The sequence below is a fragment of the Streptomyces sp. NPDC029122 genome (genome assembly GCF_055569445.1).
Map to the genome: position 1 here is coordinate 26,779 of NZ_JBVHWK010000020.1, position 20,557 is coordinate 47,335.

Genomic DNA, 20,557 nt, shown 5'->3' on the forward strand with positions numbered 1-20,557 from the left:
GTGTCGCTCACTGCTCCGCCCCCTCGTTCTCGTCGTGCTGCTCGGTCTCGTGGGCCTCGGCGCCGGCCAGCGGCTCGTAGACCAGTACCGCGCGGTTGTCGGGGCGCAGTCGGGCCGCGGCCACGGCCTGCACCTCCTCGGCGGTGACGTCCAGCACCCGCTGGACGGCGGTCAGGGCCAGCTGCGGGTCGCCGAACAGCACCGCGAAGCGGCACAGTTCGTCGGCCCGTCCGGCCACCGTGCTCAGCCGGTCCAGCCACTCGCGCTCCAGCTGCGCCTGTGCCCGCTCCATCTCCTCGGCCGTCGGGCCCTCGGCGGCGAACCGCGCGAGCTCCTCGTCCACGGCCGCCTCGATGGCGGGCACCTCGACGCCGCTGGAGGTCTTGACGTCCAGCCAGCCCAGCGAGGGCGCGCCGGCCAGCCGCAGCATGCCGAAGCCGGCCGCCACGGCCGTCTGGTCGCGGCGTACCAGGCGGTTGTGCAGGCGGGAGGACTCGCCGCCGCCCAGCACGGTCAGTGCCACGTCGGCGGCGTCGCACTCACGGGTGCCGTCGTGCGGCAGGCGGTAGGCGGCCATCAGCGCGCGCGCCGGGACCTCCTCGACGATCTCCTCGCGCAGCTGCCCGCCCATGATCTCGGGGAGCGTGCCGTCGCGCGGCGGCTGCTTGCCGTCGTGCGCCGGGATGGTGCCGAAGTACTTCTCGATCCAGGCGAGGGTCCGCTCGGGGTCGATGTCCCCCACGACCGACAGCACGGCGTTGTTGGGCGCGTAGTACGTACGGAAGAAGTTGCGCGCGTCCTCCAGGGAGGCGGCGTCCAGGTCGGCCATCGAGCCGATCGGGGTGTGGTGGTACGGGTGGCCCTCCGGGTAGGCGAGGGCGGTCAGCTTCTCGAAAGCCGTGCCGTACGGAACGTTGTCGTAGCGCTGGCGGCGCTCGTTCTTGACGACGTCGCGCTGGTTCTCCATGGACTCCTCGTCCAGGGCGGCCAGCAGCGAGCCCATGCGGTCCGCCTCCAGCCACAGGGCGAGTTCCAGCTGGTGCGCCGGCATCGTCTCGAAGTAATTGGTGCGCTCGAAGCTGGTGGTGCCGTTCAGCGAGCCGCCGGCACCCTGGACGAGCTCGAAGTGGCCGTTGCCCGGTACGCTCGCCGACCCCTGGAACATCAGGTGCTCGAAGAGGTGAGCCAGACCGGTCCGCCCCTTGACTTCATGGCGCGAGCCGACGTCGTACCAGAGGCAGACGGCGGCGACCGGAGTGAGGTGGTCCTCGGACAGCACCACGCGCAGGCCGTTGGCCAGCCGGTGCTCGGTCGCTGTCAGGCCGCCGGAGCCGGCCTGAGCTGTGGCCGTGTGACCCATGGGCATGTGGTCCCTTCGATCGCGATGCAGAGATTTCTGTCAGACCTGCCACTGTATGCAAGCGCACCGACGGCCGGAGAAGTTCCCGGGTCACTCCCCCGACTCCGTAGGGGGACCCCCGGGGTCGGAGTCCGCGTTGTCGGTGCGTCGGGCCACAATGGTCCGCGTCAACCCCGCCAGATTCACCCAGTACACCCGAACCTTGGTTAAGGAGCCGCGCAGCGATGGCCCGCCGCAGCACGAAGACCCCGCCGCCGGAGGACTTCGAGGAGAGGATCCTCGACATCGACGTCGTCGATGAGATGCAGGGCTCCTTCCTCGAGTACGCCTACTCCGTGATCTACTCCCGCGCCCTGCCGGACGCCCGGGACGGGATGAAGCCGGTCCACCGGCGCATCGTCTACCAGATGAACGAGATGGGGCTGCGGCCCGACCGGGGGTACGTGAAGTGCGCCCGCGTCGTCGGCGAGGTGATGGGCAAGCTGCACCCGCACGGCGACGCGTCGATCTACGACGCCCTCGTGCGCATGGCGCAGCCCTTCTCGATGCGGCTGCCGCTGGTCGACGGCCACGGCAACTTCGGCTCGCTCGGCAACGACGACCCGCCGGCCGCGATGCGTTACACCGAGTGCCGGATGGCCGACGCCACGTCGCTGATGACGGAGTCGATCGACGAGGACACGGTCGACTTCACCGCCAACTACGACGGCCAGGAGCGCGAGCCCGTCGCGCTGCCCGCCGCCTACCCGAACCTGCTGGTCAACGGCGCGTCCGGGATCGCGGTCGGCATGGCCACGAACATGCCCCCGCACAATCTCGGCGAGGTCATCGCGGCCGCCCGCCACCTGATCCGCCATCCGCAGGCGGACCTGGAGGCGCTCATGCGCTTCGTGCCGGGCCCGGACCTGCCCACGGGCGGCCGGATCGTGGGACTGTCCGGGATCAAGGACGCGTACGAGAACGGCCGCGGCACGTTCAAGATCCGCGCGACGGTGGCCGTGGAGAACGTGACGGCGCGCCGCAAGGGCCTGGTCGTCACCGAACTGCCCTTCACGGTGGGTCCCGAGAAGGTCATCGCGAAGATCAAGGACCTGGTCGGCTCGAAGAAGCTCCAGGGCATCGCCGACGTCAAGGACCTCACCGACCGCTCGCACGGCCTGCGCCTGGTCATCGAGATCAAGAACGGCTTCCACCCGGAGGCGGTGCTGGAGCAGCTCTACAAGCTGACGCCGATGGAGGAGTCCTTCGGCATCAACAACGTGGCGCTGGTGGACGGACAGCCGCTGACGCTCGGCCTCAAGGAGCTGCTCGAGGTCTACCTCGACCACCGCTTCGAGGTCGTCCGGCGGCGCAGCGAGTTCCGCCGCACCAAGCGCCGCGACCGCCTGCACCTGGTCGAGGGCCTGCTGGTCGCGCTCATCGACATCGACGAGGTCATCCGGCTCATCCGGGACAGCGAGAACTCGGCGCAGGCCAAGGCCCGGCTGATGGAGCGGTTCTCGCTCAGTGAGATCCAGACCCAGTACATCCTGGACACCCCGCTGCGCCGGCTCACCAAGTTCGACCGCATCGAGCTGGAGTCCGAACGCGACCGGCTGACCGGCGAGATCGACGAGCTGACCGGGATCCTGGAGTCCGACAACGAGCTGCGCAAGCTGGTCTCCACCGAACTGGCCGCGGTCGCGAAGAAGTTCGGCACCGAGCGCCGTACGGTCCTGCTGGAGTCGGCGGCCACGGCGGTCGGCACGGTTCCGCTGGAGGTCGCGGACGACCCGTGCCGGGTGCTGCTGTCCTCGACGGGCCTGCTGGCGCGCACCGTGACGGGCGAACCGCTTCCCGAGCAGGAGGGCGGGCCCCGGGCCAAGCACGACGTGATCGTCTCGCAGGTCGCGGCGACCGCCCGGGCCGAGGTGGGCGTGGTCACCTCGTACGGGCGGCTGCTGCGGCTCTCGGTGATCGACCTGCCGCAGCTGCCGGACACGCACGCCGCGCCGAACCTGGCGGGCGGCGCCCCGGTCGCGGAGTTCCTCTCCGGGCTGGAGGCCGACGAGACGGTGGTCTGCCTGCTCTCGCTCGACGAGTCCTCGCAGGGCCTGGCCCTGGGCACCGAGCAGGGCGTGGTCAAGCGGGTCGTGCCCGACTACCCGGCGAACAAGGACGAGCTGGAGGTCATCACCCTCAAGGAGGGCGACCGCGTCGTCGGCGCGGTCGAGCTGCGCACGGGTGAGGAGGACCTGGTCTTCATCACCGACGACGCCCAGCTGCTGCGCTACCCGGCGAGCCAGGTCCGCCCCCAGGGCCGCCCGGCGGGCGGCATGGCGGGCATCAAACTCTCGGAGAACGCCAAGGTGATCCACTTCTCGGCGGTGGACCCGGCCCGGGACGCCCTGGTGTTCACCGTGGCGGGCTCGCACGGCACGCTGGACGACTCGGTGCGCTCCGGCAAGCTGACCCCCTTCGACCAGTACCCGCGCAAGGGCCGGGCCACCGGCGGCGTGCGCTGCCAGCGGTTCCTGAAGGGCGAGGACACGCTGACGCTGGCCTGGGCGGGCAACGCCCCGGTCCGGGCGGCCGCGAAGAACGGCTCCCCGGCAGCCCTGCCGGCCCCGGACCCGCGTCGCGACGGCTCGGGCACGGCGCTTCCGGCCGACGTCGACTCGCTGGCGGGCGCCGCGCTGTAGCCGTGTGACGGGGGCGGGCGGAGCGGGTGGACGTCGGCGTTCGCCGGGCCGCCCGCCCCGCCCGCCCACTACTGTTTTCCCGGTACACGCGGGTGGGGGGAGAGCAGAGCCGATGAGTCGTCGGTCCAGCGGGATGATCGGGGTCTGGGCCGAGGCCCAGCGACAGCAGCAGCAGACGCAGCTGATCCAGATGCGCGAGGCGGAGCGCCGGCAGCGGGCGTACGAGCGTGAGGCGGCCCGGGACCGGCGCGAGCAGCAGGCCGCCTACCGACAGCACCGCGAGGCCGAGGCGCGGCGTCGTACCGAGCAGCTGGACGCGCGGGTGGAGGTGCTGCGGGGGCTGCTGGCCTCGGGCTGCCGGGCACCGGCGTTCCGGATGGCCTCCCTGGTGCGGCCCGAGCAGCTCCAGCCCTTCGACCCCGGCGCCCTCGGGCACCCCGTGCCCATGCCGCAGCTGGCGCAGTTCCAGCAGCAGAGCAGCGGCTGGACCCTCGGCTCGCGCGGCCGGGCCCAGGCGGAGCGGGAGGCCCACGACCGGTACACGCGGGCCTGGCAGGCCGCGCACGCCGCCGAACAGGATCGCCTGCGCCGGCTGGCGGCGTACCGGCAGCAGTACGACCGGTGGGCGGCGGAGCAGCTCGCCGGTATCCGCCGGCACAACGACGGCCTCACCGATCTGGCCGGCGCCCTGCGCGCGGGAGAGCCCGACGCGGTGGTGGAGTACTTCTCCGCGGCGCTGTACGCCTCGACCGCCTGGCCCGGGGAGCTGCCCCGCCAGGTCTCGGCGGCGTACGACCCCGCGGCGCGCCAGCTCGTACTGGACTGGGAGCTGCCCCGGTACGAGGTGGTGCCGGAGGTGAAGTCCGTGCGGTACATGCCGAGCACGGACCAGGACAGGGAGACGGCCCGGCCGGCCACGCAGCGCCGGGCGCTGTACCGGGACGTGCTCGCCCAGTGCCTGCTGCTGGTACCGCGCGAGCTGTACGCGGCGGACGAGTTCGGCGCCCTGGACTCGGTGGTGGTCAACGGCTTCGTGGACGACCACGATCCGGTGACGGGCCGGGAGGCCCAGATCGTACTGGCGGCCGTGCAGGCGGCGCGTACCGCCTTCTCCGGGCTGCGGCTGGAGCAGGTGAGCGCGGTGGACTGCCTGACCGAGGGGCTGCGGGGGCAGCTGTCGGCGCGGCCGGACCAGCTGATGGCCGTCCGGGCGGGCCGCCGGCCGGGCGAGGTCGGCGGGGGTGTCGTCAGCCACGGCGGGCACACCGGGGGCGGCGAGGAGGAACCCGACCTCTTCCAGATGGACCCGATCGCCTTCGAGAACCTGGTCGCCGAACTCTTCCGGGCGATGGGCATGGAGGCGGTGACCACGCAGCGGTCCGGCGACGGCGGTGTGGACGTCGAGGCGCTGGACCCGGCCCCGATCCGGGGCGGGCGGATCGTGGTGCAGGTCAAGCGCTACCGCAACACCGTGCCGCCGACGGCGGTACGGGACCTGTACGGCACGGTCCAGGACGCGGGGGCGAACAAGGGGGTACTGGTCACCACCTCGTCCTTCGGACCCGGGTCGTACACCTTTGCCAACGGCAAGCCGCTGGAGTTGGTTCCCGGCGCGGACCTGGTGGAGCTGCTGCACCGGTACGGCCTGCGGGGGCGCCTCGGCGGCGGCTCCGTCCCGGCCCAGCGGAGCGCCGGTTCCTCGCCGGCGGCCGGCGCCGCGGGCCCGGCCGCCACGCCCAGCGCGGCCGAGCCGGCCGCCGGGGCCGAGCTGCCTCCCGTCCCCGCCGACCGCAACCTGCTGGGCATGACCTGGTCGGGCGGGGTGGCACTGGACGTGTGCGCGCTGGTCTGCGAGGGCGGCCGGGTGCTGAGCGAGGACCACTTCGTCTTCTTCAACAACCCGGCGACCCCGGACGGTTCGGTGCGCTCGCGCCCGCACTCGGCCCCGGACAAGGCGGCCGTCGAGGTCGGCTTCGACGCCCTCCCGCAGCGCGCCGACCGCCTGGTGCTGGTCGCCGCGGTCGACCCCCAGGTGAATCCGGACGCGGACCTGGCCGGCTTCACCGATGCCCGGATCCGGCTGCTGGACGCGGCGGGCGCGGAGATCGACCAGCTGGAGGTCTCCGACGGCCGGGCGGGCGAGACGGCCCTGGTGCTCGGCTCCTTCCGGCGCCGCCCCAACGGCGACTGGAAGTTCGTCATCGGCGGCAAGGGCTACCGGGGCGGCCTCACGGACCTGCTGCGGGAGTACGGCGTCGAGGTGGCCTGAGCCCGAGTCAGAGCCCGAGCCCGGCGCTCACGGCTCCCGCGCGGAGGGGTCTTCCTCCGGCGCGAACGGGCCCTCGGAGCCGGACGGATCCTCCGGCACGAAGGGGTCCTCCGGCACGAAGGGGTCCTCCGGCGCGAAGGGGTCCTCCGGTGCGAGGGCGTCCTCCGGCACGAAGGGGTCCGAGGGCTCGGCCGGCACCGGCCGGGGGACGTAGCGCAGGACCGCCCACATGCTCTCGGGACGGGTCTCGTGCGGTGCCGGTTCGCGGCAGGCCTCCAGCTCGCGCAGCAGGCCCGGCCCGTCGATGCCCGCGCCGATCAGGACGAGCTGCGTGCGGCGCGGCTCCCCCCGCCCCCAGGGGCCGGGGCCGAACCGCAGGAAGCGGCCGACCGCGTGGACCTCGTACCGTTCCTCGTGGCCGGGCACGCCGAACCAGACGAACCCCTTGATCCGGTAGAGGCCGGCCGGGCGCCGGTCGAGGAAGTCGATGAGCCGGCGCGGGGAGAGGGCCTGGTCGGAGGTGAACTCGACGCTCTCGTAGCGGGCGTGCGCGTGCCCGGCGTGGGCGGCGCCGTCGTGGTCCTGGGCCGCCTCCGCGATCAGGTCCTCGAAGGAGAGCTGCCCGCGCGTCTCGGCCCAGGGGCGGCGGTCGAACAGCATCTCCGGGTCGATGCGCCCGTGGTCGGCGCCGACCACGGGCGTCCCCGGGGCGCAGAGCGCGGCGAGTTCCCCCTCGATCCGGGAACGTTCGGCGGGGTCCACCCGGTCGGTCTTGTTGAGCACCACCAGGTCGGCGACGGCGAGGTGACGGTCGGTCTCCGGGTGCGCGGTCCGGGTCCGGTCGAACTCCGCCGCGTCGACGACCTGCACCAGACCGCCGTAGCGGATCGCCGGGTTCTCGTTGGCGATCAGCATCCGGATCATCTCCTGGGGCTCGGCGAGCCCGCTGGCCTCGATGACGATCACGTCGATCCGGTGGACGGGCGCGGCGAGCTTGTCCAGGTACGCGTCCAGTTCGCTGCCGTCGACCGCGCAGCACAGGCAGCCGCCGCCGAGGGAGACCATCGAGTCGCCGACCTGTCCGGCCACCGACATCGCGTCGATCTCGATCGAGCCGAAGTCGTTGACGACGACGCCGATCCGGGTGCCGCCCCGGTTGCCGAGGAGGTGGTTGAGGACGGTGGTCTTGCCGGAGCCGAGGAATCCGGCGAGGACCACGACGGGAATGGGCTGGACGCTGTTCATCCGGACGATCGTAGCCAGCCCGGGACGGTACCGGCCGGGCCGGCACCGGACCGGCCGGTGGACCGTGGGCCGTCGTCAGGTGGACCGCCGGCCGTCAGGGCCGTCGGGCCGGCCTCAGGCCGGCACGGGTACCGGCTGCGGCGGGGTCGGGCCGGTGTAGCGCGCGGCCGGGCGGATGATCTTCGAGTCGGCGGCCTGCTCCAGGACGTTGGCGCTCCAGCCGACCACCCGCGCCGCACAGAAGGTCGGGGTGAACATCGCGCGCGGCAGCCCGCACAGCTCCATGACCACGCCCGCGTAGAACTCCACGTTGGTGTGCAGCTCACGGCCCGGCTTGAGCTCGGCGAGGATCTCCTCCACCTGCCGCTCGACCTCGACGGCGAAGTCCACGAGCGGCCCGCCGAACTCCCGGGCGATCTCCCGCAGCATCCGCGAACGCGGGTCCTCCGTGCGGTACACGGGGTGGCCGAAGCCCATGATCCGGTCACCGGCCAGGACCCGCTCCCGGATCCAGGGGCCGATGCGCTCCACCGTGCCGATGGCGTCCAGGGTGTCCAGGGCCCGGCTGGGCGCCCCGCCGTGCAGCGGGCCGGAGAGCGCGCCGATCGCCCCGGTGAGGCAGGCCGCGACATCGGCACCAGTGGAGGCGATGACGCGGGCGGTGAAGGTGGAGGCGTTGAAGCCGTGGTCGACGGTGGAGATCAGGTACCGCTCGACGGCGCGGGCCCGGACCGGGTCGGGTTCGGTGCCGGTCAGCATCCACAGGTAGTTGGCGGCGTACGGGAGGTCGTCGCGCGGTCCGACCGGCTCCAGGCCCCGGCCCAGCCGGTGCAGGGCGGTGAGCAGGGTGGGCACGGCGGCGCAGGCGGCGAGGGCGTCGGCGGCCCGGCGGCCGGGGTCGAGGTCGTAGACCGGCCGGAAGCCGGAACAGGCGCCGAGCAGGGAGAGCGCGGTGCGCAGTCCGGAGAGCGGCCCGGAGGGGGCGGTGGCACGGGCGAGGGCGGGGAGGGCGTCCCGCACCTCGGCGGGCAGGTGCCGCAGCGGGGCGGTCTCGGCGGCGAAGGCGGCCCGCTCGGCGAGGTCCGCGGGGAGCGTGCCGCGGAACATTAGGTGCCACACGTCCTCGAAGGTGCGGCTCGCGGCGAGTTCGACGGCCGAGTATTGGCGGTAGTGGTAGAAGCCCTCGCGGCCCCGGACGTCACCGAGCTGGGTCTCGGTGACCACGACTCCCGCGAGACCGCGGGGTACTTCGACGGTGGTGTTCATGGGTCGACCATCAACCCTTGACTCGATCGATTTCAATATTGATCGAATCAACATATGTAGGCTGTGCGTCATGAGTGACGACCGCGGCGACGACCGTCCCGCCGAGACCGGTACCGAGAGACGGCTGACCACCCGCGAGGCGGCGCAGCTCCTCGGGGTGAAGCCCGCGACCGTGTACGCGTACGTCAGCCGCGGCCAGCTCGGCAGCCGCCGCGACGCGGTCGGGCGGGGCAGCACCTTCGACGCCCGCGAGGTGGAGGCCCTGGCGAGGCGCAGCCGACGGGAGGCCGCGGTCCCCGCCGGGGAGCTCGCCGTGCGCACCTCGCTCACCCTCATCGAGGACGACCGGTACTTCTTCCGGGGCGTCGACGCCGTGGAACTGGCCTCCGCGTACGCCTTCGAGGAGGTCGCCGAATGGCTCTGGACGGGCGCCCTGCCGCGGGGCGCCCGGTTCACCGCTCCCCCGGAGGCGCTCGCCGCCGCCCGGCGGGCGGTGGCCGCGCTGCCCGAGCACAGCGGGCCCCTCGACCGGCTGCGGGTCGCGGTCGCCGGCGCGGCGGTGGTGGACCCGCTGCGCTTCGACCTGTCCGAGGAGGCGGTACTGGGCTCCGCGCGCTGCCTGATCCCGACGCTGGTCGGCGCCCTGCCCGGGCCGTCACCCCGGGAAGCCGGCGGGGACGGCGACGGGCGGCTCGCCCGGGCCCTGTGGCCCCGCCTGACCGGGCGGGAGCCGGACCCGTCGGCGGTGGACACCCTGGACCTGGCCCTGGCCCTGCTGGCCGACCACGACCTGGCCGCCTCCACCCTGGCGGTACGGGTGGCCGCCTCGGCGCGGGCCCATCCGTACGCGGTCGTCTCGGCCGGGCTCGGCGCGCTGGAGGGGCCCCTGCACGGGGCGGCCGGGCGGCTCGCGCACCGGATGCTGACGGAGGTGCTGGAGCGGGGCGGTGCCGCGCCGGTGGTGGCGGAGCACCTGCGCGCGGGTCGCCGGGTGCCCGGGCTCGGCCACCGGCTCTACCGGGGCGAGGACCCGAGGGCCCGGGCCCTGTTCGGGCGCCTGGAAGCGCTCCCGCAGGCCGCCCCGGCGCTCGGCGCGGCACGTGACGTGGCGGCGGTGATGGCCCGGCACGGGCTGCACGCCAATGTGGACCTGGCACTGGCGGTACTGACGGTGTCCTGCGGGATGACCGCCGAGGCGGGGGAGACGGTCTTCGCGGTCGCCCGGACGGCGGGCTGGATCGCGCACGCGCTGGAGGAGTACCAGGAACGCCCCCTGCGCATGCGCCCGAGCGGCCACTACACGGGCCCCCGCCCTCCCCGCCCGCTGCCCTGATACCCGTCGTGCCCTCGGGGCGCCGCCCGGAACGGCCGCCGGGCCCCCGGCCGGGCGGCGACGCACCGCCTCCGGGTGGGCCTTCTCATAGACGGGGGAATTCCGCTTCCTCTCCCGCCCGCCTACGGTGCTAGTCATGCGGTTCCTCCCCACGGGCTCTCGGCGCCTCGGGCTGCCCAGACGGGCCGTCTCACAGATCCTGCTGACACAGCTGGCCATCGCGGCGGGCGTCGCCGTCCTGGCGACCGGGCTCTTCCTGGCCCCGCTGAGCGGCCAGCTGGACGACCAGGCGATGCGGCGGGCCCTGGCCATCGCCCAGAGCGCGGCGGCGGACCCGTCCCTGGCCGCCGACCTCCTGCGGTCGCGGCCGTCGGCGGACAGCCCCGTGCAGTCCGCCGCCGAACGGATCCGCAGGGCGACCGGGGCCGAGTACGTCGTCGTCATCGACCTCGACGGCATCCGCCGCTCGCACCCGAGCCCCGACCGCATCGGACGACCCGTCTCCACCGACCCCGGCGACGCCCTCGCGGGCCACGAGGTGATGGAGATCGACGAGGGCACCCTGGGCCGCTCCGCCCGGGGCAAGGTCCCCCTGGTCGCCGCCGACGGGGAGGTCGTCGGCGCCGTCTCCGTCGGCATCGCCTACGACAGCGTCCGCGACCGGCTGCTCGGTGCCATCCCCGGACTGCTCGCCCATGCGGGCGGCGCCCTGGCCGCCGGTGCGCTGGCCGCCTACTTGCTCTCCCGCCGGATCCAGCGGCAGACCCGCGACCTGGCCTTCTCCGATATCGCGGGCCTCCTCGCGGAACGCGAGGCCATGCTGCACTCCATCCGGGAGGGCGTGATCGCCCTCGATCCGGACGACCGGGTCCGCCTCGTCAACGACGAGGCCGCCCGGCTGCTGGGCCTCCCCGAGGACAGCACGGACACCCTCGCCGGCCGGCCCCTGGACGAGGTGCTGGGCGCGGGCCGCACCAGCGACGTCCTGACCGGCCGGGTCACCGGCCGTGACCTGCTGACCGTCCAGGGCCCGCGGGTCCTGGTCGCCAACCGCATGCCCACCGCGGACGGCGGAGCCGTCGCCACCCTGCGCGACCGCACCGAGGTGGAGCGCCTGGGCCGCGAACTGGACTCCACCAAAGGCCTGATCGACGCCCTGCGCGCACAGGACCACGAGCACGCCAACCGTCTCCACACCCTCCTCGGCCTGCTCGAACTGGAACTGCACGAGGAAGCCGTCGCCTTCGTCACCGAGGTCGTCGGCGTGCACCGCACCACGGCCGAGCAGGTCACCGAGAAGGTCCACGACCCCCTGCTCGCCGCCCTGCTGGTGGGCAAGGCCACCGTCGCCGCCGAGCGCGGCGTCGCGCTGCGCCTCGCCCCGGCCGCCCTCCTCCCCGACCGCCTGGTGGACCCGGGCGGCCTCGTCACGATCCTCGGCAATCTCGTGGACAACGCCATGGACGCGGCGGCCGGCTCGGCCTCGCCCCTGGTCGAGGTCGACATCCGCGCGGAGGGACGCACCGCCGTCCTGCGGGTGCGCGACAGCGGTCCCGGGATCCCCGCCGGCCGGCGCGAGGACGTCTTCACCGAGGGCTGGTCGACCAAGCGGCCCAAGGCCCACCGCGAGCGCGGGCTGGGGCTGGCCCTCGTACGCCGCCTCGCGGAGCGGCAGGGCGGCAGCGCCCGGGCCGGTGAAGCAGCGGACGGAGGGGCGGAGTTCTCCGTCGTACTCCCGGAGGCCCTGCGATGAACGAGACCCCGATCCACGTATTGGTCGTCGACGACGACATGCGTGTTGCCAGGATCAACGCGGCGTACGTGGCGAAGGTTCCCGGTTTCCAGGTGTCCGGCGAGGTCCATTCGGCGGCCGAGGCCCTCGGCTTCCTCACCGCCCGCCCGGTGGACCTGGTCCTCCTCGACCACTACCTCCCGGACGGGAACGGCCTCGACCTGGTACGCCGCCTGCGCCAGCTGGGCCACCACACCGACGTGATCATGGTCACGGCCGCCCGGGACCTGACCACCGTCCAGGCGGCCATGCGGCTCGGCGCCCTCCAGTACCTGGTCAAGCCGTTCACCTTCGCCGGCCTGCGCGCCAAGCTGGAGGCCTACGCCTCCCTGCGCCGCTCCCTCTCCGGCGGCGGCGAGGCCGAACAGGCGGAGGTCGACAGGATCTTCGGCGCCCTCGCCGCGGCCGACACCCCCAACGAGCTGCCCAAGGGCCACTCCCCCACCACCGCGGAGCTGGTCCGCCAGGTGCTGCGCGCCGCCGAAGGCCCCCTGTCCACCCAGCAGATCGCCGACCGCGCCGGCGTCAGCCGGCAGACCGCGCAGCGCTACCTGAAGCTGCTGGACCGCGCCGGCCGCGTCACCCTGGCCCTGCGCTACGGCGAGACCGGCCGCCCCGAACACCGCTACGCCTGGCGCCCGCCGGACACCGCTTAGGCCCCGGCGGCTCACACCGCCCCGGCCCCGGTCAAGGAGCGGACCTCCGTCTCGGCGTGCTTGCGCTCGTCCGCCTCCTCCGCGGAGGTGACGGTGCCCAGCCAGCCGGCCAGGAAGCCGAGCGGGATCGAGACGATCCCCGGGTTCTGCAGCGGGAAGTACTGGAAGTCCACGCCCGGGAAGAGGGAGTCGGGGCTCCCGGAGACCACGGGTGACAGGACGACCAGCAGCACCGCCGGAACCAGCCCGCCGTACACCGACCAGACCGCCCCCCGCGTGGTGAAGCCCCGCCAGAACAGCGAATACAGCAGCACCGGTAGATTGGCGGAGGCCGCGACGGCGAAGGCCAGCCCCACCAGGAAGGCCACGTTCAGGTCCTGCGCCAGCAGCCCCAGGGCGATGGCCACCGCCCCGATCCCCACGGCCGCCACCCGGGCCACGGCCACCTCGCTGCGCTGCCTGGCGCGCCGGCGCCTGAGGGAGGCGTACAGATCGTGCGCGACGGAGGCCGACGAGGCCAGGGTGATCCCGGCGACCACGGCGAGGATGGTCGCGAAGGCGATGGCCGACACGATCGCGAACAGGACCGCGCCCCCGGTGGACTCGGCGCCCCCGCCGAGGAAGGCCGCCAGCAGCGGTACGGCCGTGTTCCCGGAGGCGTTCGAGGCCCGCACCTCGTCGGGACCCACCAGCGCGGCCGCCCCGAAACCGAGGACGACGGTCATCAGGTAGAAGCCGCCGATCAGCGCGATCGCCCACACCACCGACCGGCGGGCGGCCCGCGCGGTCGGCACGGTGTAGAAGCGCGACAGGATGTGGGGCAGCCCGGCGGTGCCCAGGACCAGGGCGAGACCCAGGCTCATGAAGTCGATCCGGGCGGTCCAGTCCCCTCCGTACTTCAGGCCGGGACTCAGGAAACGGGCCCCGTGCCCGCTGCGCTCCGCGGCGCCGGTGAGGAGCTGGTCGACGTTCCCGTGGAAGCGGAGCAGGACGAGCACGGTCAGGGCGAGGGCCCCGCCCATCAGCAGCACCGCCTTGACGATCTGGATCCAGGTGGTGGCCCGCATCCCGCCGAAGGTCACGTAGACCACCATCAGCGCGCCCACCCCGATCACGGTGAGGGTCCGGGCGGCGGGCCCCGCGTCCGAGAGCAGCAGGCCGACCAGGGTGCCCGCCCCGACCATCTGCGCGACCAGGTACAGCACGGAGACGACCACCGAGGAGGTCCCGGCGGCGATCCGGACGGGCCGCTCGCTCATCCGCGCGGCGACCACGTCGGCGAGGGTGAACCGCCCGCAGTTGCGGACCAGTTCGGCGACCAGGAACAGGACCACCAGCCATGCGACGAGGAAGCCGACGGAGTAGAGCAGGCCGTCGTAGCCGAAGAGGGCGATCAGCCCGGAGATCCCGAGGAAGGAGGCGGCCGACATGTAGTCGCCGGCGATGGCGAAACCGTTCTCCATCGGGGAGAAGAGCCGCCCGCCCGCGTAGAACTCCTCGGCCGAGCCGTGCCGGTTGCGGCTGACCCAGGTCGTGATGCCGAGGGTGACCGCGATGAAGGCGCTGAAGAGGATCAGCGCGAGGGTCTGGTGCTCGGTGGTCACGCGTCCTCCCCGGGGCCGGTCGCCGTCCGCGGCTGCCCGTGCTCCTGCTCCCGGGAGGGCGCGCGTCCCTGTGCGCGCTCCTGTACCCGTTCGTGTACGCGCTCCTGCTCGAAGACGGTCCAGCGCAGGTCGAGCGCCGCCCGGTCGCGGCGCAGCCGCGCGTGCCGGGCGTAGGCCCAGGTCAGCAGGAAGGTGCTGAGGAACTGTCCGAGGCCGGCCAGCAGGGCCACGTTGACCGCTCCGGCCACGGGCCGGGCCATGAACCCGGGTGCCGCGGTGGCGGCGACCACGTAGGCGACGTACCAGAGGAAGAAGCCGGCGGTCGCGGGGACGACGAACCCCCGGTAGCGGCCGCGGACCTCCTGGAAGGCGGCGCTGCGCTGCACTTCCAGGTAGATGTCGGACGCGCCGGGCGCGGCCCGGCCTCCGGGAGCCGGAGGGACCTGGGCCGGGACCGTGTCCGATCCCTCGCCCCAGCCCACGGCCAGCGCGTCGTACCAGGGGTCGTCCAGCCGGATCGTTCCGGCATCACGGCCTTCGTGCTTGTCCACCGAACTCTCCTTGTCCGCTGCCGCATTGGCCGCGTGCCCACAAGGATGTGCCGGTTGGTCGGTTTCCGGACTGATGTACCGGTGCTCTTCACCCCTTCAGGTGATGGAGCGAGCGGCACCGGTGTGCCGGAACGCGTTCCCGCATCCGCGGTACCGGCCGCCGCCAGCCGGTACCGCGCCCGGGTCAGGCGTCGATGCGCGAGCGGTCCAGGGTCGCCGCGGAGCCGGTGATGAACTCCTTGCGCGGGGCCACCTCGTTGCCCATGAGCAGGTCGAAGACCTGCTCGGCGGAGTCCAGGTCGCCGATGTTGATGCGCCGCAGGGTGCGGTGGCGGGGGTCCATGGTGGTCTCCGCCAGCTGGTCCGCGTCCATCTCGCCGAGGCCCTTGTAGCGCTGGATGGCGTCCTTGTACCGGATGTTCTTGCGCTGGTACTCCAGCAGGGTCTGGCGCAGCTCGTTGTCCGAATACGTGTAGACGTACTTGTCCTGGCCCTTCTTGGGCTGGACGAGCTCGATCCGGTGCAGCGGGGGCACGGCCGCGAAGACCCGGCCCGCCTCGACCATCGGGCGCATGTACCGCTGGAAGAGCGTGAGCAGCAGGCAGCGGATGTGCGCGCCGTCCACGTCGGCGTCGACGAGGAGGACGATCTTCCCGTAGCGGGCGGCGTCGATGTCGAAGGTGCGGCCGGAGCCGGCTCCTATGACCTGGATGATCGCTCCGCACTCGGCGTTCTTGAGCATGTCCGAGACCGAGGACTTCTGGACGTTGAGGATCTTGCCCCGGATCGGCAGCAGCGCCTGGAACTCGGAGTTCCGCGCGAGCTTGGCCGTACCGAGCGCGGAATCGCCCTCGACGATGAAGAGCTCGCTGCGTTCCACGTCGTCGCTGCGGCAGTCGGCCAGCTTGGCGGGCAGCGAGGAGGACTCCAGCGCGGTCTTGCGGCGCTGCGCCTCCTTGTGCTGGCGGGCCGCGATCCGGGTCCGGGCGGCCGCGACGATCTTCTCCATCACGGCGCGCGCCTGCTGCTTGTCGTCACGCTTGGTGGAGGTCAGGAAGGCCTTGAGCTCCTTGGCGACGACGGCGGCGACGATCCGGGTGGCCGCGGAGGTGCCGAGCACCTCCTTGGTCTGGCCCTCGAACTGCGGCTCGGCGAGCCGGACGGTGACGACCGCCGTCATGCCCTCCATGGCGTCGTCCTTGACCACGTCGTCCTCGGCGACGCGCAGCAGCTTCGCGGAGCGCAGCACCTCGTTCACGGTCTTGGTGACCGAGCGCTCGAATCCGGAGACGTGGGTGCCGCCCTTGGGGGTGGCGATGATGTTCACGAAGGACTTGACGCCGGTCTCGTACCCCGTGCCCCAGCGCAGGGCGATGTCCACGCCGAGCTCGCGGGTGACCTCGGTGGGGGTCATGTGGCCGCGGTCGTCGAGGACCGGGACGGTCTCCTTGAAGGTGCCCGAGCCGGTCAGGCGCAGGACGTCGCAGACGGCCTTGTCCGGGGCGAGGTAGTCGCAGAACTCGCTGATGCCCCCGTCGAAGCGGAAGGTCTCCTCGGTCTTGCCCGCGCCGTCGAGGCCCCGCTCGTCGCGGACGACGATGGTCAGGCCGGGCACGAGGAAGGCGGTCTGGCGGGCGCGCTGGTAGAGGTTCTCCAGGGAGAGCCGGGCGTCCTTGAGGAAGATCTGGCGGTCGGCCCAGTAGCGGACCCGGGTGCCCGTCCTGCCCTTGGGGATCCGCTTGACCTTGCGCAGCCCGCTCGCGGGGTCGAAGGCGCTGTCGGGGCCCTGGTCCGCGAAGAGGCCGGGGACGCCTCGGCGGAAGCTGATGGCGTGGGTGGAGCTGCCCCGGTCGACCTCGACGTCCAGGCGGGACGACAGGGCGTTGACCACGGAGGCGCCGACGCCGTGCAGACCGCCGGAGGCCGCGTACGAGCCCCCGCCGAACTTGCCGCCGGCGTGCAGCTTGGTCATGACGACCTCGACCCCGGACAGGCCGGTCTTGGGCTCGACGTCGACCGGGATGCCGCGGCCGTTGTCGCGGACCTCGACGGAGGCGTCGTCGTGCAGGATCACCTCGATGTGGTCGCAGTAGCCGCCCAGGGCCTCGTCGACGGAATTGTCGATGATCTCCCAGAGGCAGTGCATCAGGCCTCGGCTGTCGGTGGAGCCGATATACATACCAGGGCGCTTGCGGACGGCCTCGAGGCCTTCGAGGACGAGCAGGTGCCGCGCGGTGTAGTTGGAGCCGTCCCGGTCTGCTCCGGACAGCAGCGCGCTGGAAGGCACGGACGTGTCGGCGGTCACGCAGTTCGCTCCTCGCTGAATTTCTTTTCTGGCCCGGTCGGGCGCAGGGATGGCTCGGTCGCCGGTCGAAGGGTACCGAGGCCTGGTAGAGCCGATGCAACGCCACCCTCGTGGCTTCCACAGCGTAGTCCAGATCCGCACGGATGTTCGATCCCCCCGGGGGGTGAAGCAAACATCACGTTCCCTTCGACGCATGAACCATTTAGGGTTCGGGCACGTCCTCATGCACAACCGGCACTCACGCCGGGAGGACGAGAACTGCTACAAGCGAACGACTGACAACGCGAAACCGTAAAGCAACGCAATACGGCTCCTTCGCCGCCAACCGGCAGCAGCCGGCCAGCTTCGGAAGGAAGTTTCGAGGAAAAGCCGCGAGCGGGAACGTTTTCGGCCTGGTTGGATGTTGACCCTGGTACGACAGCTCGTCGAGCTAGAGAAGAGGCGACGTGACTACTGTTCTGACACCCGCGACCCCGCTGACGGCCGCTGACCGATGCGACCGTTGCGGCGCCCAGGCATATCTGCGCGTCGTCCTCCTGAGCGGTGGTGAACTGCTCTTCTGCGCCCACCACGGGCGTAAGTTCGAGCCGGAACTCAAGAAGATCGCCGCGGAAATACAGGATGAGACCGAGCGGCTTACGTCCGCTCCGGCCGCCGCAAGCGCGGCCGACGAGGACCGCTGACACAAGCCTGAACCTCGCATCCGACGAGCCAGGACCGGCCAGGCCGGTCGACGGGCGGCATCTCTGAGACCCAGGGATGGCCGCCCGTCCTCATGTCCGGAGCCGCCCGGACTCCGCGGCTTCCGGCCCACGCACCCCTTCAGGGGCCGTACGGGCCGCCTGGAGCCCCTCCCCGGCCTCGGGTGGTGTTCCTAGAGCCCGCCCGGCCGTACGCCCCCCTGCGGGCCGCTCACGAAGCCGACCAACGGGGCGATCCGGGTGTACACCCCCGGACTGTCCGCGCGCCCGCAGCCCCGGCCCCAGGACACCACCCCGATGAGCCGCCCCTGGGCCACCAGCGGCCCGCCGCTGTCACCCTGGCAGGCGTCCTTCCCGCCGGAGCGGTCGCCCGCGCACACCATGGAGTCCTCCTGGTAGCGCCCGTCCGAGTCCCCTGGGTACGCCCGACGGCAGACGTCGTCCGCCAGTACGGTGACCCGTGCCGCCCGCAGTCCGTACGCGTAGTCGCCGAAGCCGCTGGTGTCGCCCCACCCGTACACCGCCGCCTCGGTGCCCGCTCCGTAGGCGGGGTGGCCGGCCCCGGCCATGGGCAGGACATGGTCCGCCGGCACCGCCTCGGCCAGCTCCAGCACGGCGAGGTCCCCGGCGTTGGTCCCGGGGTCGTAGGCCGGGTTCACCCGGGCCTCCAGCACCGCGATCTCGCGGCCCTCGGGCGCGCGGAGCTCCGTACGTCCGGTGATCACGCGGAAGTCGGCGACGGATTCGACCGGCCCGCCCAGTACCTGGCGGCCGAGGCAGTGCGCCGCCGTCACCACCGTGGTGGGTGCCACGACGACACCCCCGCAGAACTGCCCGTCCCGGATACCCCCGAACCGGTCACGGCTGGCGAGGGCCACCACCCACGGACTGTCGGCGACCCGTACCGGGCTCCCGCCTATGACGACGCTGTCCGCGGCCACCCTGGGCGCCTGGGCCAGCGGCGCCGCGGCCGCTCCCGCCACGAGGGTCAGAGCGCCCACCAGGACACGGGCGAAGGGACGACGCATGAGGCCTCCTGACTCTGAGTGTGCTCGAATACACCCAGAGTGGGATGACCCGGGAACATGCGCACCCGCTGCCCCGTGCGGTGCCGGAGGCCCGCCGATGCGGTCGAGGGCACGCCGAAGCCCGCTCGACGGCAGCCCGGGATCCGGCCGGGCCCGGGGCCGCGCCCGCCCCCGGCCGGCCCTCGGCCCGGCTCAGTCCAGGTAGTCGCGCAGCACCTGCGAACGCGACGGGTGGCGCAGCTTCGACATCGTCTTCGACTCGATCTGGCGGATGCGCTCGCGGGTGACCCCGTAGACCTTGCCGATCTCGTCGAGGGTCTTGGGCTGCCCGTCGGTCAGTCCGAAGCGCATCGAGACCACGCCGGCCTCGCGCTCGCTCAGCGTGTCGAGGACCGAGTGGAGCTGCTCCTGCAGGAGCGTGAAGCTCACGGCGTCGGCCGGGACGACCGCCTCGGAGTCCTCGATGAGGTCACCGAACTCGCTGTCGCCGTCCTCGCCGAGCGGGGTGTGCAGGGAGATCGGCTCGCGGCCGTACTTCTGGACCTCGATGACCTTCTCGGGGGTCATGTCGAGTTCCTTGGCGAGCTCCTCCGGGGTGGGCTCGCGGCCCAGGTCCTGGAGCATCTGGCGCTGCACGCGGGCGAGCTTGTTGATCACTTCGACCATGTGCACCGGGATGCGGATGGTGCGGGCCTGGTCGGCCATGGCCCGGGTGATCGCCTGCCGGATCCACCAGGTGGCGTACGTGGAGAACTTGTAGCCCTTGGTGTAGTCGAACTTCTCGACCGCGCGGATGAGGCCCAGGTTGCCTTCCTGGATCAGGTCGAGGAAGAGCATGCCGCGGCCGGTGTAGCGCTTGGCCAGGGAGACGACGAGGCGGAGGTTGGCCTCCAGCAGGTGGTTCTTGGCGCGGCGGCCGTCCTCGGCGATGATCTCCAGCTCGCGCTTGAGCTTGGGGGCCAGCTTGTCGGAGTTCGCCAGCTTGTCCTCGGCGAACAGGCCCGCCTCGATCCGCTTGGCGAGCTCGACCTCCTGCTCGGCGTTGAGGAGGGGGACCTTGCCGATCTGCTTGAGGTAGTCCTTGACGGGGTCGGCGGTGGCACCGGCCACGACGACCTGCTGGGCGGGGGCGTCGTCCTCGTCGTCGGAGATGACGAAGCCCTTGTTCTCGCCGCCCTCCTCCTCTTCCTCGGCCTCCGCCTTCACGGCCTCGGGACCCTCTTCCAGGGTCTCCTCTTCGCCCTCGTCGGCGGTCTTGGCGGCGGTCTTCTTCGCCGCCGTCTTCTTCGCGGCGGTCTTCTTTGCGGTGGCCTTCTTGGCGGCGGTCTTCTTCGCCGCCGTCTTCTTCGCGGCGGGCTCGGCCGCGGGCTCCCCGGCGAGCGCGTCGGCGGTGTCGGGGTCCGTCGTCCCCGGCTCCGCGACGGCGTCGGCCGCTGCCGGGGCGGCCGCCGTCTTGGCCGCGACGGTCTTCGTCGTCGTCCGCTTCGCGGGAGTCTTCGCTGCGACGCTCTTGCGGGGGGTGCGCTTGGGCGACTCCGCGGCACTGACCATCAGCGTCACACCCTCTTCCTCGAGGATCTGGTTGAGGCTGCGCAGAACATTCTTCCACTGGGTCGCTGGAATCTGGTCAGCCTCGAAGGCCCGACGCACGTCATCGCCGGCGATCTGCCCCTCGGCCTTGCCCCGCTCGATGAGCGCCATCACAGACTCGGAATCGGCGATCTCCGGCGGGAGCGTACGGGATGTGCTGGCCGACACGAACAACC

Annotated in this window: 14 protein-coding genes; 6 read left to right on the top strand and 8 right to left on the bottom strand. The window is 72.5% G+C overall.

Annotated features, from left to right (window positions below; all coding sequences use genetic code 11):
• Positions 1 to 7: 7 nt before the first annotated feature.
• Complete coding sequence (locus ACZ4WZ_RS22475; protein WP_467892838.1) at positions 8 to 1,360, bottom strand: M16 family metallopeptidase; 1,353 nt, start codon at positions 1,358 to 1,360, stop codon at positions 8 to 10.
• 224 nt (positions 1,361 to 1,584) lie between these two features.
• On the opposite strand from ACZ4WZ_RS22475, the gene ACZ4WZ_RS22480 reads away from it, so the two are divergent.
• Both ACZ4WZ_RS22480 and ACZ4WZ_RS22485 read left to right on the top strand, forming a co-directional pair.
• A complete protein-coding gene (locus ACZ4WZ_RS22480; RefSeq protein WP_467892840.1) occupies positions 1,585 to 4,041 on the top strand; it encodes a DNA gyrase/topoisomerase IV subunit A in 2,457 nt (818 codons plus the stop codon).
• Positions 4,042 to 4,153: 112 nt separating this feature from the next.
• A complete protein-coding gene (locus ACZ4WZ_RS22485) occupies positions 4,154 to 6,310 on the top strand; it encodes a restriction endonuclease (protein WP_467892841.1) in 2,157 nt (718 codons plus the stop codon).
• A gap of 27 nt (positions 6,311 to 6,337) precedes the next feature.
• Here ACZ4WZ_RS22485 and ACZ4WZ_RS22490 read toward each other — a convergent pair whose 3' ends face one another.
• Positions 6,338 to 7,555: a CobW family GTP-binding protein gene (locus ACZ4WZ_RS22490; protein WP_467892843.1), complete on the bottom strand. Its 1,218-nt coding sequence runs from the start codon at positions 7,553 to 7,555 to the stop codon at positions 6,338 to 6,340.
• 114 nt (positions 7,556 to 7,669) lie between these two features.
• A complete protein-coding gene (locus tag ACZ4WZ_RS22495; RefSeq protein ID WP_467892845.1) occupies positions 7,670 to 8,821 on the bottom strand; it encodes a citrate synthase/methylcitrate synthase in 1,152 nt (383 codons plus the stop codon).
• A 70-nt stretch (positions 8,822 to 8,891) separates the two neighbouring features.
• On the opposite strand from ACZ4WZ_RS22495, the gene ACZ4WZ_RS22500 reads away from it, so the two are divergent.
• The 3 genes from ACZ4WZ_RS22500 (at position 8,892) to ACZ4WZ_RS22510 (ending at position 12,602) form a co-directional block, all read left to right on the top strand.
• Complete coding sequence (locus ACZ4WZ_RS22500) at positions 8,892 to 10,154, top strand: citrate synthase (protein WP_467892847.1); 1,263 nt, start codon at positions 8,892 to 8,894, stop codon at positions 10,152 to 10,154.
• Between the two features lie 136 nt (positions 10,155 to 10,290).
• Positions 10,291 to 11,907, top strand: a complete 1,617-nt coding sequence (locus ACZ4WZ_RS22505) for a sensor histidine kinase (RefSeq protein WP_467892849.1) — start codon at positions 10,291 to 10,293, stop codon at positions 11,905 to 11,907.
• Positions 11,904 to 12,602: a DUF7342 family protein gene (locus ACZ4WZ_RS22510; RefSeq protein WP_467892851.1), complete on the top strand. Its 699-nt coding sequence runs from the start codon at positions 11,904 to 11,906 to the stop codon at positions 12,600 to 12,602. The genes ACZ4WZ_RS22505 and ACZ4WZ_RS22510 overlap by 4 nt, the downstream gene beginning before the upstream one ends.
• Positions 12,603 to 12,613: 11 nt before the next feature.
• Here ACZ4WZ_RS22510 and ACZ4WZ_RS22515 read toward each other — a convergent pair whose 3' ends face one another.
• From ACZ4WZ_RS22515 to ACZ4WZ_RS22525, 3 genes are all read right to left on the bottom strand, one after another.
• Positions 12,614 to 14,206: a solute symporter family protein gene (locus ACZ4WZ_RS22515; RefSeq protein WP_467892852.1), complete on the bottom strand. Its 1,593-nt coding sequence runs from the start codon at positions 14,204 to 14,206 to the stop codon at positions 12,614 to 12,616.
• Positions 14,203 to 14,757, bottom strand: coding sequence for a DUF485 domain-containing protein (locus ACZ4WZ_RS22520; protein WP_467892854.1), 555 nt, complete (start codon positions 14,755 to 14,757; stop codon positions 14,203 to 14,205). The genes ACZ4WZ_RS22515 and ACZ4WZ_RS22520 overlap by 4 nt, the downstream gene beginning before the upstream one ends.
• A gap of 184 nt (positions 14,758 to 14,941) precedes the next feature.
• On the bottom strand, positions 14,942 to 17,062 hold the full coding sequence (locus ACZ4WZ_RS22525; RefSeq protein WP_467892856.1) for a DNA gyrase/topoisomerase IV subunit B: 2,121 nt from the start codon (positions 17,060 to 17,062) through the stop codon (positions 14,942 to 14,944).
• Positions 17,063 to 17,508: 446 nt separating this feature from the next.
• Between ACZ4WZ_RS22525 and ACZ4WZ_RS22530 the strand changes: the two genes are divergently transcribed.
• Entirely contained in the window at positions 17,509 to 17,745 is a 237-nt protein-coding gene (locus tag ACZ4WZ_RS22530) for a DUF7455 domain-containing protein (RefSeq protein WP_125816943.1), read from the top strand.
• A 191-nt stretch (positions 17,746 to 17,936) separates the two neighbouring features.
• On the opposite strand, the gene ACZ4WZ_RS22535 is transcribed toward ACZ4WZ_RS22530, so the two are convergent.
• Both ACZ4WZ_RS22535 and ACZ4WZ_RS22540 read right to left on the bottom strand, forming a co-directional pair.
• Positions 17,937 to 18,791, bottom strand: a complete 855-nt coding sequence (locus tag ACZ4WZ_RS22535; RefSeq protein ID WP_467892858.1) for a serine protease — start codon at positions 18,789 to 18,791, stop codon at positions 17,937 to 17,939.
• 192 nt (positions 18,792 to 18,983) lie between these two features.
• On the bottom strand, positions 18,984 to 20,549 hold the full coding sequence (locus tag ACZ4WZ_RS22540; RefSeq protein ID WP_467892860.1) for an RNA polymerase sigma factor: 1,566 nt from the start codon (positions 20,547 to 20,549) through the stop codon (positions 18,984 to 18,986).
• Positions 20,550 to 20,557: the final 8 nt, after the last annotated feature.

What these genes read in the sequence shown, in the direction of transcription:
- ACZ4WZ_RS22475 (WP_467892838.1), bottom strand. Translation starts at nt 1,360, where the DNA reads ATGGGTCACACGGCCACAGCTCAGGCCGGCTCCGGCGGCCTGACAGCG.
- ACZ4WZ_RS22480 (WP_467892840.1), top strand. Translation starts at nt 1,585, where the DNA reads ATGGCCCGCCGCAGCACGAAGACCCCGCCGCCGGAGGACTTCGAGGAG.
- ACZ4WZ_RS22485 (WP_467892841.1), top strand. Translation starts at nt 4,154, where the DNA reads ATGAGTCGTCGGTCCAGCGGGATGATCGGGGTCTGGGCCGAGGCCCAG.
- ACZ4WZ_RS22490 (WP_467892843.1), bottom strand. Translation starts at nt 7,555, where the DNA reads ATGAACAGCGTCCAGCCCATTCCCGTCGTGGTCCTCGCCGGATTCCTC.
- ACZ4WZ_RS22495 (WP_467892845.1), bottom strand. Translation starts at nt 8,821, where the DNA reads ATGAACACCACCGTCGAAGTACCCCGCGGTCTCGCGGGAGTCGTGGTC.
- ACZ4WZ_RS22500 (WP_467892847.1), top strand. Translation starts at nt 8,892, where the DNA reads ATGAGTGACGACCGCGGCGACGACCGTCCCGCCGAGACCGGTACCGAG.
- ACZ4WZ_RS22505 (WP_467892849.1), top strand. Translation starts at nt 10,291, where the DNA reads ATGCGGTTCCTCCCCACGGGCTCTCGGCGCCTCGGGCTGCCCAGACGG.
- ACZ4WZ_RS22510 (WP_467892851.1), top strand. Translation starts at nt 11,904, where the DNA reads ATGAACGAGACCCCGATCCACGTATTGGTCGTCGACGACGACATGCGT.
- ACZ4WZ_RS22535 (WP_467892858.1), bottom strand. Translation starts at nt 18,791, where the DNA reads ATGCGTCGTCCCTTCGCCCGTGTCCTGGTGGGCGCTCTGACCCTCGTG.